General features: G+C 72.7%; 11 protein-coding genes and 1 tRNA gene. 5 read left to right on the plus strand and 7 right to left on the minus strand.

The window, feature by feature from the left end; all coding sequences use genetic code 11:
- Positions 1-47 precede the first annotated feature (47 nt).
- Positions 48-1,358, plus strand: a complete 1,311-nt coding sequence (locus J2S42_RS30925; RefSeq protein ID WP_307249136.1) for a sensor histidine kinase — start codon at positions 48-50, stop codon at positions 1,356-1,358.
- On the opposite strand, the gene J2S42_RS30930 is transcribed toward J2S42_RS30925, so the two are convergent.
- Positions 1,359-5,276 (minus strand): tetratricopeptide repeat protein, encoded by a 3,918-nt coding sequence (locus J2S42_RS30930; protein WP_307244790.1) that lies wholly within the window; start codon positions 5,274-5,276, stop codon positions 1,359-1,361. It abuts the gene before it with no gap.
- 104 nt (positions 5,277-5,380) lie between these two features.
- Complete coding sequence (locus J2S42_RS30935) at positions 5,381-5,845, minus strand: MarR family winged helix-turn-helix transcriptional regulator (protein ID WP_307244792.1); 465 nt, start codon at positions 5,843-5,845, stop codon at positions 5,381-5,383.
- Positions 5,846-5,886: 41 nt separating this feature from the next.
- Here J2S42_RS30935 and J2S42_RS30940 point away from each other — a divergent pair, with 41 nt between their 5' ends.
- Positions 5,887-6,420: a VOC family protein gene (locus J2S42_RS30940; protein WP_307244793.1), complete on the plus strand. Its 534-nt coding sequence runs from the start codon at positions 5,887-5,889 to the stop codon at positions 6,418-6,420.
- Positions 6,421-6,435: 15 nt separating this feature from the next.
- On the opposite strand, the gene J2S42_RS30945 is transcribed toward J2S42_RS30940, so the two are convergent.
- The 4 genes from J2S42_RS30945 to J2S42_RS30960 all read right to left on the minus strand — a co-directional run bounded on the left by J2S42_RS30945 (position 6,436) and on the right by J2S42_RS30960 (position 8,672).
- Positions 6,436-6,618, minus strand: coding sequence for a DUF4236 domain-containing protein (locus tag J2S42_RS30945; protein WP_307244795.1), 183 nt, complete (start codon positions 6,616-6,618; stop codon positions 6,436-6,438).
- Between the two features lie 85 nt (positions 6,619-6,703).
- Positions 6,704-7,159, minus strand: a complete 456-nt coding sequence (locus J2S42_RS30950) for an RrF2 family transcriptional regulator (protein ID WP_307244797.1) — start codon at positions 7,157-7,159, stop codon at positions 6,704-6,706.
- Between the two features lie 51 nt (positions 7,160-7,210).
- Positions 7,211-8,077 carry a helix-turn-helix domain-containing protein gene (locus J2S42_RS30955; protein ID WP_307244799.1) on the minus strand — a complete coding sequence of 289 codons (867 nt, stop codon included), beginning with the start codon at positions 8,075-8,077 and terminating at the stop codon, positions 7,211-7,213.
- Positions 8,078-8,240: 163 nt separating this feature from the next.
- Positions 8,241-8,672 (minus strand): SsgA family sporulation/cell division regulator, encoded by a 432-nt coding sequence (locus J2S42_RS30960; protein WP_306833366.1) that lies wholly within the window; start codon positions 8,670-8,672, stop codon positions 8,241-8,243.
- A 332-nt stretch (positions 8,673-9,004) separates the two neighbouring features.
- Between J2S42_RS30960 and J2S42_RS30965 the strand changes: the two genes are divergently transcribed.
- The 3 genes from J2S42_RS30965 (at position 9,005) to J2S42_RS30975 (ending at position 11,251) form a co-directional block, all read left to right on the plus strand.
- A complete protein-coding gene (locus tag J2S42_RS30965) occupies positions 9,005-9,433 on the plus strand; it encodes a TIGR02611 family protein (RefSeq protein WP_307244801.1) in 429 nt (142 codons plus the stop codon).
- A gap of 136 nt (positions 9,434-9,569) precedes the next feature.
- Positions 9,570-10,832 carry an IS4 family transposase gene (locus tag J2S42_RS30970; protein WP_307243119.1) on the plus strand — a complete coding sequence of 421 codons (1,263 nt, stop codon included), beginning with the start codon at positions 9,570-9,572 and terminating at the stop codon, positions 10,830-10,832.
- Positions 10,833-11,179: 347 nt separating this feature from the next.
- Positions 11,180-11,251: transfer RNA gene (locus J2S42_RS30975), tRNA-Val, on the plus strand.
- A gap of 286 nt (positions 11,252-11,537) precedes the next feature.
- On the opposite strand, the gene J2S42_RS30980 is transcribed toward J2S42_RS30975, so the two are convergent.
- Positions 11,538-12,386 carry a hypothetical protein gene (locus tag J2S42_RS30980; RefSeq protein WP_307244802.1) on the minus strand — a complete coding sequence of 283 codons (849 nt, stop codon included), beginning with the start codon at positions 12,384-12,386 and terminating at the stop codon, positions 11,538-11,540.
- Positions 12,387-12,392 lie beyond the last annotated feature (6 nt).

Below are 12,392 nucleotides of genomic sequence, written 5' to 3' on the forward strand. Positions count from 1 at the left end.
CACACCCTTCGCCGGTACGTCGTGAGCGCTCGCTGCGTACCCGGATCGTGCTGCTGGGGGTCCTCGGGCTGACCGTGGGACTCGCGATCGGCGGGATCACGCTGATCGGCGCGCTCGGTTTCGCGCTGAACCGCACCGCGGACGCGGAGGCGGCCAAGACCGCGCAGGCCGTGGTGGCGCTGATCCGGGAGGACGTGCTGCCGAACCCGGTGCCGGTCGCCGGAACGGACGTGCGGGTGCAGGTCGTCGACGCACAGGGGCGCGTGCGGAACTCGTCGATCGGCGCGGACCGGCTCATCCCGATGCTGCACGGGGACGAGCTGGCCCGCGCGGCCGGCGGCCAGCGCGTGCTGATCGACGGCGTGCGCCTCGGCATCGAAGGGCCGGTGCTCGTCGTCCCGGCCGACGCGGGTGACGGACTGACCGTGCTGGTCGGCAAGTCGATGGGAGATCTGTACCAGAGCGCGGCCTATGTCCGTACCGCGTTGCTGGTCGCCTTTCCGCTCCTGGTGGCCGTGCTCGCGATCGTCGGCTGGCGGGTCGTCGGCGCCACGCTGCGCCCGGTCGAAGCGCTGCGGCGCGGGGCCGAGGAGATCACCGGCGGCGGGCGGGCCGGGCGGCTGCCGGTCCCGGCGTCCCGCGACGAGATCCACCGGCTCGCGGTCACGCTCAACGACATGCTCTCCCGGCTGGACGCGGCCCGCGCCCGGCAGCGCGCGTTCGTCGCGGACGCGGCACACGAGCTGCGCAGCCCGCTGGCCAGCATGCGGGTGCAGCTGGAGGTCGCCCAGCGGCTGCCCGGCGACACCGACTGGCCCGCGTTCGTGGACGACCTGATGCTGGACGCGGACCGGCTCTCCCGGCTCGTCGACGACCTGCTGCTGCTGGCCCGCGCGGACGACTCGGCCGAGGCCGCGCGCCGCACCGCACCGGTCGAACTCGCCGAGCTGCTCACCGACCTGGCCGCGCGCTACCCCGCGGTCGTGTTCACGCCACCGGCCGAGCAGTACTGGACCGACGGCGACGCGGACGCGCTGCGCCGCGCGGTGTCGAACCTGCTGGACAACGCGGGCCGGCACGCGCGGTCGGCGGTCACGCTGACCGTCGGCACGGACCGCGACCGGCACCTGATCGCGGTCACCGACGACGGCCCCGGCATCCCGGCCGCGGACCGGGAACGCGTCTTCGACCGGTTCACCCGGCTCGACGACGCGCGCGCCCGCGACGCCGGTGGCTCCGGCCTCGGGCTGGCCATCGTCCGCGAGGTGGTCCGGCTGCACCACGGCACGATCACGCTCGCCGACGCCACCCCGGCGGGCCTGCGCGCCGAGATCCGCCTCCCGGTCCTGCCCGAATGATCAGCGGGTGGTGCACACCTCCGGCGCCTTCTCGATCTGGCTGGTCGAATAGACGATCGCGACCGTGAAGCAGTAGTCAGCGTCCGGGTTCAGGTTGTAGACCGGGTACTGCTCGCTGCCGGCCGGCAACTCCTCGATCGCCACCGAGTTGCCGCGCCGGCCGCCGGTCAGCACCACCGGGCCCTCCGCGTTCTCCGGGTACGTCCAGGTCAGCGTCACCTGAGTGCGCGAGTCCTGGATCCGCACGTCCGACGGCGGGCCACCGCCCGCGCGCGCCGGAGCCTCGGCCGGCGGCGGCGTGGCACCGGCGGACGGAGGGCTGGCGGTCGGTGCCGGCGGCGGCGTCTCCCGGGTGTCGCGCTCGGTCAGCAGGAAACCGCCGATCACCACGACCGTGCCCAGCCCGACCGCGACCAGCGCGGCCACGATCTTGCCGGTCGGGCGCTCCGGGTAGCGCTCCGGCGCGAGCCCGGGCACGCGGCGGGCCGGCACCAGCATGCCCGCCGGATGCCGCTGCGCCGCCGGGCCCGCGGTCAGTGAACGATCGCCCTGGGTACGGCGGTGCGCCTTGATCTGTGGCTGGCCGGGCTGGCCGTAGCCCGGCGCCAGCGGCGAGTACCGGCCGCCGGGCGGAGGCGTGCGGACGCCACGGGCCTGCGAGCGCCACGGCTGGTCGTGCCGCGCCTGACGCTGCGCGTAGCCGCGCGGCGGCTCCTCGGCGGGCGGACCGCTCTCCGCCGGAGCCCGGTTCTCGGCCGGGACCGGATGCCGCGACGGCGCCACCGCGGGCGGCGCGGCCTGAGCCGGATGCCCGGCGAGATCGTCGAACACCGCCGGCGGCAGCGGCGCGGCGGAGCCGTCGTCCGTCCAGTAGCGCTCGTCCGGCGCGGGCCCGCCGGGGTCCCGGCCGTAGCCGGCCGGTGCGGGGCCACGCTGGTCGCCGTAGGGGTCCGGCGTACCGGTGTGGTCGCCGTAGGGGACCGGCGTGGGCGGTGTCGCGTATCGGGCGGGCCGTGCTTGCGGCGGCACATGCGGCTGCTGCCCGGGGGGCTGCTGCGGGGTGGCCGGGGGTGCGGCCGACCAGGCGCCGGAAGCGTCCGGCGGCCGCCAGGCCGGCGGTTCGTCCAGCGGCCAGTCGCCGTATGGTTCCTCCGTCTCGGGCTGCGCGCCGCTCCAGGCGTACGCGGTGCCGGGTGTCGCCGCCGGGCCGGCGTCGGCCGGTGGTGCCGTTCCGGGTCGCACGTCGCTCCACGCGTGGGCGGTGCCGGGTGTCGCCGCCGGGCCGGCGTCGGCCGGTGGTGCCGTTCCGGGCCGCACGTCGCTCCACGCGGGCGTCGCGGTGGTCCCGGCGCCGGCGGACCGGTCCGTTCCCGGCCGTTCCGCTTCCGGCCGGGAACCGCTGCCGCCCTGCCGGGCACGGGTGTCGGAGGAACCCTCGGCCGGATCGGCGTCGCCCGGTCCCGCCGGTGGCGGGACCGGGGCCGGGTGGGCCGAGGCACCGGAGACCCACGGGGTGGACCGCGGGATGCCGGACGCGGGATAGCGCGGGGTGGGGGCGGCCTCCGGCGGAGGCGTTCTGGCCGGCGGCGTCCACGGCGTCGCGCCGCTGTCGCTGCCGCGGGGCCACGGCTCCGACGGACCCCGCTCGGTGGGCGGCTGCCATGCCTCCGGCCGGTCGGCCCGGGCACGCCACGGCGCCGCCTGCTCACCGGTTTCCGGCCGGTGGGCCGGGGGACGCCACGGCGGCGTCTGCTCGTCGGCCACCGGCGCGGCGCCCGCGGCAGCCGCACCGGACTCCGGGACAGCCGGCGGCCGCGGCTCGTCCGGTGCCCAGGCCGACGCGGCGGCTGCCAACGGTGCGTCGGCACCGGAAGCGTCAGCCCCGGCGGGCCGGGGCGCGGAGTAGAAACTGACCGCACGCCACGGCTCGATGTCGTCGCCACCCTGTAGCGGCGGATGCCATGGTCCGACCACCGGCGCGTCATCGCGCTCGGCCAGCCCGCCGAAGCCGGTGGCGCGCTCCGGCGGGGCGCCGCCGTCGTGATCATCGTGGCCGGGCGGGTGGTGCGGCGGTGCGGCGGGATCAGGCTGCGGTGCCGTGACGGCGGCGGTCTCCGGATCGGCGGGCACGGTCTCGGAGGCCGCGGATGTGAGCGCCGCGGCCTCGGACGCCGTGAGTCCAGGAGTTTCCGATGCGGGCGTCACCGGTTCGTCGGCCGCTGACGCGGCCGCTACCGCTTCGGGAGCCGCTGGCGCGGACGCGGCGGGTTCGTGCGCCGCTGGCGCGGACGCGGCGGGTTCGTGCGCCGCTGGCGCGGACGCGACCGGTTCGTGAATCGCGGGTGCGGACGCCGTGCGGTCGGGATCCGCCGATGCCGGCTCTGCCTGTGCGGGTGACGCGGGCTCCAGGTCTGCCGGTGGCCGGTGCCAGGCTTCGGTGCCGTCGTCCTCGCCGGAGCCGTGCCATGCCTGGCTCTCCGGGCGCTCAATGTCGGAAAAGCCGTCCTGTTCGGACGCATGAACCGGCGGCTCGCCGTCGTCATGTGCGAAAGCTGTCCGCGCTGACGTGTCCACCGGCTCGGGCGAAGCGCCGTGCGAGACCCCGGGCGGAGAGGAGTAGCCGGCATCCCCTGTAGCGGCCCCACCGTCCACCGGCAGCGGGTGGTCGGCATCGTCCTCGCTTGCCGGCCCTGCGCTCGGGGCCGGCTGTTCGCCGGAGTCCGCGGCTCGCGTCGTCGCCGGCTCGCCAGCCGCAACCGGGACGATTCGCGCGTCCGCGTGGGCATCCGGCGTGCCGGCACCGGTGGCGGGGGTTGCGCTCCCCGCACCCGGCGCCGGTTCGGCCTGCCGCTGCGGTGCTGTGCCCCACGGGGTGCCGGCCGCCGGGCTTTCCCGCTGGGGTCCCGGCGCCGCGTCCGCGACCGGGCCGCCGGCATCCAGCCACTCCGCGTCGCCGTCGGCGGCGGTGCCGAGCCTCGCGTCCGCCGCGCTGCCGGGACGGCCCGCGCTGTCGGGACCGGCCGCGCCGCCGGGACCCGCTGTGTCACCGGAGTCCGCGGTGCCGGCGGACTCCGCCGTGCCGCCGGGCCCGGTCGGCTCCGAGGCGGGCTCCGAGCCGGCGTTCGCGCTGGCCGGGGCGGCTTCCGGCGTACCCGGGAAGGGGTGTGGGGTTTCGGTGAGGGGCGGGTCGGCGGAGAAGTCGTCGTCGGCGGGGGAGACGTTGCGGCAGATGTGTTCCGGGTCGGCGGAGGCGCGGGCCAGCGCGGCGATCTGGGCGGCCATCGGGTGGCCGGCCGGCAGGTACTCGCGGCAGAGGTCGCGGGCACCGCTGAAGAGCTGGTGGGCCTCGCCGAAGTTGCCGCAGTCGCGTTCCATGGTGCCGAGGCGGGCGAGCATCTTGATGCCGGCGGGATGGCCCTCGCCGTAGGTCTCGCGGTGCCTGCGGTACGCGTCGGCGAGCAGCCGGCGGGCCGTCACGCACTCGCCGCGGGCGTGTTCGACCGTGGCCAGGTCGGCCTGCGCGGCCAGGACGCGCATCGAGCCGGGCCCGTCGACCAGCGTGAGCCGGGCGACCACGTCGCGGTAGAGGTGCGCGGCGGCGGCGTTCGCGCCGACGCGGTGCAGCACGGCGGCGAGCGTGGCGGCGGCGACCACGGTGCGTTCGTCGGCCGGGCCGCGCAGGCGCCGCTGGGCGGTGTGCGCGAACGTGGCCCAGGCGCGGGCCGAGTGTGGTTCGCCGAGCGCGACCAGGATGCGGGCGAGCAGGCCCGCCGCGTCGGCCAGGTCGGCCGACGCGCGCAGCGGATCGACGTCGACGGCGGCGAGCGCGTCACTGAGCAGCATCTGGGCGGCCCCGAGATCGCCCGCGCCGACCAGATCCTTCGCGTGCGCTGTCAGTGCAGCCAATCCGTGGGACACGTGCCCCATAGTGCTCGTTCCGGAACGATGTGTTCAAGTGGGCGCTCTCGGCGGTGGCGTCCCGGGAATGCCGTACCGGGCGATTCCGGACTGTCGCGAAGCCGTCAGCGCAGCTCGTGTTCCGGGTCGAGGTGGTCGAGCAGGCGGGTGCCGATCGCGCCGAGCTGGGCGAGCTGTTCCGGGCTCAGCTGGTCGAAGAGGTGCGCGCGGACGCCGTCGACGTGCCGGGGTGCGGCGGCGGCGAGCACCTCGTAACCCCGTTCGGTGAGCACGGCGAGCTGGCCGCGCCGGTCGGTGGGGCAGTCCTCGCGGCGCACCCAGCCCTGTTCGGTGAGCCGGGTGACCGCGTGCGAGATGCGGCTGCGGGACGAGGCGAGCGAGTCGGCGAGGTCGCTCATCCGCATGCTGCGGTCGGGTGCCTCGGAGAGCCGGACCAGGATCTCGTAGTACGCGTGCGGCATGCCTGAGTCCCGCTGCAGTTCCCGGTCCAGCGTCTCCAGCAGGGCTCGGGAGGCGAAGAGGAACGCCCGCCAGGTGCGTTGCTCCTCGGGGTTCAGCCAGCGCGTCATGACCGTATGATAATCAACTAGTTGAACCTTCAACTACCAACATGGACGAAGGGATCGTCATGGGTGTCGTCCGGCTCAACCACGCCGTGCTGTACATCAGCGACCTCGACCGGAGTGTCGCGTTCTACCGGGACGTGCTCGGCTTCCGCCAGGTGCCGATGACGCCGAACGGGTTCCGTGCCGCTTTCATGCAGGCGCCGGACTCGACGAACGACCACGACCTGGGGCTGTTCGAGATCGGGCCGGCCGGCCCGTCGGCGGCTGGGCGGGCCACGGTCGGGCTCTACCACCTGGCGTGGGAGGTCGACACGCTGGACACGCTGGAGCAGGTGATGGTGGCGCTGGCGAACGCGGACGCACTGGTCGGCACGTCCGACCACGGCACCACCAAGAGCCTCTACGGCCGGGACCCGGACGGGCTGGAGTTCGAGGTGGTCTGGCTGATCCCGAAGGACCTGCTGGACGACGCGGCACTGGCCGCGCGCAGGACCATCGGCCGCCTGGACATCGACAAGGAGAAGACGCGGTACGGGGGTCAGACGCGCGGCGGAGTGGGAATCTCCGTGAGCGCCTGACCCCCGCCCCAAGGCCTAGCTGGCGCGGGACTTGTCCTGCTTCCAGGAGAACGGGCCGGGCAGGTCGACGCGGTGCGCCCGAGCCCGGGAGTTCCAGGACCAGCGACCGATCTTGATGCTCCACGACGAGAAACCGTTCTCGGTGAAGTTGAGGATCAGCGGTCCGAACTTCTTACGCTTACGGAACATCAGGCCCATGGCGTGTTGCTCCCTTCGTCTGCATAGCTGCCGGGGTTGTCGAACATGTGCCCGAAACCCCGGCAGAGCAAACGTTCGGGTGAATTCAGCGCGGTTCCCATGCGTCGGGCCTGGTCGTCAGCTTCTTGACGTGGTTGGGCAGCCGGCCGCTCACCACGTCGGCCAGGCTGGTCTCGTCCACCACTTCGCGCACCGCGCTGCGGACCGCGACCCAGAGCTTCGGCAGGTTCTCCGCGGCGCCGTCGTACCGCGTCTCCTCGGGGCGCATGCCGCGGACGCCGGCCAGCGGGCCGTCGACCGCGCGGAGGATCGCGCCGATCATGATCTCGCGGGGCGTCTGGGCCAGCGTGTAACCGCCCTCGGCGCCGCGCTGGGCCCGGACGATGCCGGCCCGGCGGAGGTCCGCGAGCACGGCCTCCAGGAACTTGCGCGGCATGTCCTGCTCCTGCGCGATGGCCTGGGCGGACATCAGTGAGGGGTGAACCGACGCCAGGCTGAGGGCGGCTCGGACGGCGTACTCACCACGCGCGGAGATCTGCACCCACACATTGTGACCTGAGCGCGCCGGGAACGTACGCCGCCCCGCTCTGTCCTAGAAAGTGTGGAACGCGGTGGTCCGCAGCAGATGCGGGCCGGGCGCCTGAGCCTCCAGCGGCGGGCCGGGCAGCGCGGCCCGGAACGCGCCGGGTGAGCAGCCGGTCTCCCGGTGGAAGAAGCGGCCGAAGTTCGTCGGCTCCGGGAAGCCCAGCGCCCGGCCGATGTCCGCGATCGGCGTCTCCGTGCAGGCCAGCAGGCGCCGGGCCTGTAGCGCCACCCGGTCGTCGATCACCTGTTTGGCGCTGCGCCCGGTGGCGGCCAGGCAGGCCCGGGTGAGCGTGCGGACCGAGCAGCCGAGCAGCTGCGCGTACTCCTCGACGCGGCGGCTGCGGGAATACCCGGTCTCGATGGCCTTGCGGAACTCCTGGAACACGGCCGGCTCCGGCGGCGCGGGATCCCCGGCGATCAGCGCGATCCGCAGCATCAGCACGGTCAGCTGGTGGCGCAGCAGGTCGTCGGCGAGCGGCGTGCCGGCGTGCCGCTCCCGGTCCACCATCAGCTGGCTCACCTCGCTGATCACGGCGTCCTCGTCCTCACCGGCCAGCTGCCACCCGCACCGGCCGCCGGGCTGCCAGTGGTCCGGCAGATCCTCGGGGTGCCAGGAGACGACCACCGCGTCCAGCCCGGCCCGGCGGCTGAGCCGGATCGCCTGGCCCGGCCGGGCCCACAGCAGCGTGCCCGGCCGGCAGTCGTGGCGGACGAAGTCGATCTCCTGCGCGCCCTGACCGACCGTGACCAGCAGCAGGAGGTTGCGGTCGAGAAGATGCGGTCCGTCACCCGGGACATCGCTGAGCGTAGTGGCGCCGATGCCTGAAGGGCGTGCGGGCTCGTTGCCCGGTCGTGCCTGACCGATACCGACCATCCGACTCACGGTAACCGTCCCTGGCCAGGGCCGCATCCCCGCATTCTGTTTGTTGCACATTTATGGCAATTTCGCGGTTTTTCTGCGGATACGACTGACCCGCGCGTACCGGATGGTATCGCGCGGGTCATATCAGTTCTTCTGTCCTTTTTAATGCCGCCTTTTATCGCCCCGCCAGCAGCCGGTTCACGGCCGCGTCCACGTCCAGGTGATCGCCCTCCCGGCCCCGCGGCACCACCACGTACGTCCGGCGAAGGAACCGGACCAGTACGCTGCGTGGCACCTCGAAGAGGGCGTTCCCGTCCGGCGACGACAGGGCCAGGGCGACGAAGTCACCCTTCGGCGTGGCCCACGGCCACACCCGGACGTCGCCGATCCCGGCCGGCTCGTCGAGCCCGGTGACCAGTAGCTCCCGCGCGAATGACCAGCTCACGGCCTCGCCCCCGGCCGTCTCGGCGTGGAACAGGACGTGCACCGCGTACGGATCTGACGGGTCATAGCGAAGGCTGGCGCGCACCGGCAACGCGGTAGCATCCGGTGCGACAAGCCGCAGCGACGTCTCGACCTCGACGGTCGTCGGTCGGATGACACTCATTGACGTTCTCCCCCCGGCACCGCTGCGGGGTACTCACCCCGCGTATCCCATACTCAGCGGATACATCCGATTACGCTCCGTCATACGCTGATCTCACCCAGTAGTAGGAAGTCGGTACCGAACTGGTCTTCCAAAAGCGGATTTCTAGTAAGATCCCGGCGTCTTGCCTGCTCCTCGGTCCGCCATCGCGGCGATACCAACGTCGACTCACTCCGGTAACGTCGTGTTGTCCCGTTCAGTGACGGCCCTAGCGCTACCGGGGGTAGGTAATGACGGCAAATCCCTCCACGGCGTCCAATTCCGGGGTGGCAACCGTGGGTGATCATGAAGAGGTGGAAACCCTCGAAGAGGCCGTCCGGCCCGCGCCCGCATGGCGACGCCGCATCACCGGCACGCTCGACGGCATTCGCGCCAACCCCACCGGCCGGATAGCCCTGAAGATCGGCATCGGCGTCCTGGGCGCGATCGTGGTCGCGGTCGGCATCGTCGCGATCCCGCTCCCCGGCCCCGGCTGGGGCATCGTCATCGTCGGCCTCGCCATCTGGGCCATCGAGTTCGCCTGGGCCCGCCACCTGCTCCACTTCACCCGCAAACACGTCCAGGCCTGGACCCGCTGGATCATGCGCCAGCCGTGGCCGCTCCGCTCCCTCCTCGGCCTCCTCTGCTTCGTCTTCGTCAGCGCGATCGTCTGGCTCTCCCTCCGCCTGACGCTCGGCATCGACCTCATCCAGGTCGGCCTGAACCTCCTCGACCGCTTCTAGGACCCCGAACCGATCTTCCCGCTCCCGGCGCGGCCGGGATCCGCACGCTCCCGCGGGCACCGGTCCAATGCCACTTAGCTTATTTTGATCTTGGTTGCCTGGTGGGTGGTCTGGTGGCTTTGTCTGCTTCGATGGTGTGGTGTCGGGTGTGGGGGTGCGGCCGGATCAGGTGTCGGTCGGTGTGCTGGTGACGGCGGTGCCGCGGGATGCGGTTGATGGGGCGGTGGCGCAGTGCGGTGTGGGTGCGAAACGGTCGGATGGGAAGTTGCCGCCGCATGTGACGGCGTATCTGACGATGGGGTTGTGGCTGTTCGCGGATGATGACTATGCCGAGGTCGCGAAGAAGGTGACCGGTGGACTGGACCGGTTCGGGTGCTGGGATGCGGGCTGGTTGGCGCCGACGCCGGGTGGGATTTCTCAGGCCAGGAAGCGGCTGGGCCGGGATGTGCTGGCGGAGGTGTTCGAGCGGGTCGCCCGGCCGGTCGCGTCACCGGTCACGTCAGGTGCGTGGTTGCGGGACCGGCGGGTCCTTGCCATCGACGGGTTCGACGTGGACGTGCCGGACACGATGGAGAACGCGGCCGAGTTCGGGTACTCCCGGACCGGTGGTGGCCCGTCGGCGTTCCCGAAAGCCCGGGTCGTGGCGTTGACCGAGTGCGGGACACACGCGTTCCTGGCGGCGGAGGTCGGCGCGTATGCGGTCGCCGAACAGACCCTGGCCATGCCGTTGTATTCGCGGCTGCGACGCGGGGAACTGCTGACCGCCGACCGTGCCTTCTACTCGTTTACGGCGTGGGACCGGGCGCAGGCGACCGGCGCGGACCTGCTGTGGCGGATCCAGGCCGGGATCAGGCTCCCGGTGATCGAGATCCTCGGCGACGGCACCTATCTGACCGTGTTGATGGACAAGACGATCCGCGGTGGCCGCCGGGACCGGATCCTGGCCGCCGCGGCCGGCGGGACCCTGGACACCTGCGACGACGCGATCAACGACCGTGGCCTGCCCGCCGCCCACCTGGTCCGGGTCGTCGAGTACGACGTCCCGGACCGGGCCGGTAACGGCACCGGTGAGCTGATCACCCTGGCCACCACCATCACCGACCCCGCCCAGGCCGGCCCGGACGAACTCGCCGAGGCATACCACCTGCGATGGGAACACGAAACCGCCAACGACCAGCTCAAAACCCACCTCCGCGGGCCCGGCCGGATCCTGCGCTCGAAACTGCCCGACCTCGTCCACCAGGAAATCTGGGCCTGGCTGCTCGTCCAGCACGCACTCACCGTCCTGATCACCGCCGCCGCCGACGCCGCCGCGATCGACCCCGACCGGATCAGCTTCACCGACACCCTGCGCCTCGTCCGCCGCTCAGCCACCGGCTCAGCGGCCATTTCCCCCTGAGGACTGGACCACCCAGCTACCCACCATCTGGACCCACATCACCCGGGAACTCAACCCCACCCGACGCCACCGCACCTGCCCCCGCGCCGTCAAACGCTGCCGCCGCAACATGTACCGGCCCAAACGACGCGACGAACCCGCCAGCACCCGACACACCGGCCCCGCCACCATCCGCCTCCACCCACCATCAAGATCAAAATAAGCTAAGTGGCATTGGGCACCGGTCGTCGCTGGCGCTCCTCCCTGCCGGTCCCGCGTGACGAAGAGCGGGCGCCGGCAGTCCCCCCGACGCGCCGGACCCCGATGTGCGCGAGGGCGGGGGCCTCCGGTACAGTTCTGTCTCGCAAGGGCGATTAGCTCAGTGGGAGAGCGCTCCGTTCACACCGGAGAGGTCACTGGTTCGAACCCAGTATCGCCCACGAGATGCAGGGGCCGTGTGTTCGCGGGAAGCGCGAACACACGGCCTCTCGTCATTTCTGCTCAGGGGGCCGAGCCCCCTGAAACCCCGCGGTGTGGTGGTTGCCTGCGTGGGCCGGTTGCGTGTGGTGTCGGGGGTTGCCTGCGTGGGCCGGTTGCGTGTGGTGTCGGGGGTTGCCTGCGTGGGCCGGTTGCGTGTGGTATCGGGGGTTGCCTGCGTGGGCCGGTTGCGTGGGGCGAGTGCCTGCGGGTGTGGGGGGCCTGCGGGTGTGTGGCTCTGTGGCGGGGCTAGGTGGCGGAGATGATGCGGTGGGCGCGGTCGATGGCGGCGTGCCGCATGGTCCACAGGGTGTGCAGGCCGGCGCGGAGGTCGGGGGTGAGGGTCGCGGCCTCGGCGATGCGCTGGGCGGTGGTCACGGCCTCGTTCAGGCCGGTGTCGTACTCGCAGGTCGCGTCGGCGCGGGCGACGGCCAGCTCGGACAGCGCGGTCTGCCGCAGCTCGGGGGTCAGCTCCGGGCCGGACGGCCGGGGGGCCTCGACGAGGCGTTGTTCGATCTCGCGGCGCGGGTCCTGGAGGCTCCGGTAGGTGAATCCGGCCTCGTGCATGCACCGTGTCCAGGCGGCGATGCCCTGCTGGTAGACGGCGTCCTGCTCGGTCCGGGACAGCACCAGGTTCGCGTAACCCTGGAAGGAGTAGTAGAGCCGGTCCCAGTCCGCGCCGTAGAGCTCGCTGCGGGCCTCGGCCACGCATCCGTCGGTCGGTACCACCAGCGGGGTGCCGTCGGGCATGGTCAGGGACTGGCGGTTCTCCTCGGACCCGGTCAGCGCGGTGCGCCATTCCTTCTGCTCCGCGCCGGTCATCGACTCGATGATGGGGGCGTTGGGATCGGGTGGCTGCGCGGCCGCGAGGAATTCGGCGGTCATGCCGTAGCCGTCGGTGCGTGCCGTGGCCGGATCGAGCAGCCCGTACGGGTTGGCGGCGCTTGCCCTTTCGTGGTCCGTGCTCGGCGCCCGCTCGTAGCGCAGGCCGCGTGCGGCCATGCAGTCCTGCACCAGCACCTGCGACGCGTCGTGGAGCAGCCGGGTCTCCTCGGCGGTGAACATCACGGCGCCGTCCAGCGGTCGTGGCGGTGGCACCTGACC

The organism is Catenuloplanes indicus (assembly GCF_030813715.1).
In the GTDB taxonomy this organism is placed as follows: domain Bacteria; phylum Actinomycetota; class Actinomycetes; order Mycobacteriales; family Micromonosporaceae; genus Catenuloplanes; species Catenuloplanes indicus.

What these genes read in the sequence shown, in the direction of transcription:
- J2S42_RS30940 (WP_307244793.1), top strand. Translation starts at nt 5,887, where the DNA reads ATGGACGAAGGGATCGTCATGGGTGTCGTCCGGCTCAACCACGCCGTG.
- J2S42_RS30955 (WP_307244799.1), bottom strand. Translation starts at nt 8,077, where the DNA reads ATGGTCGGTATCGGTCAGGCACGACCGGGCAACGAGCCCGCACGCCCT.
- J2S42_RS30960 (WP_306833366.1), bottom strand. Translation starts at nt 8,672, where the DNA reads ATGAGTGTCATCCGACCGACGACCGTCGAGGTCGAGACGTCGCTGCGG.
- J2S42_RS30945 (WP_307244795.1), bottom strand. Translation starts at nt 6,618, where the DNA reads ATGGGCCTGATGTTCCGTAAGCGTAAGAAGTTCGGACCGCTGATCCTC.
- J2S42_RS30935 (WP_307244792.1), bottom strand. Translation starts at nt 5,845, where the DNA reads ATGACGCGCTGGCTGAACCCCGAGGAGCAACGCACCTGGCGGGCGTTC.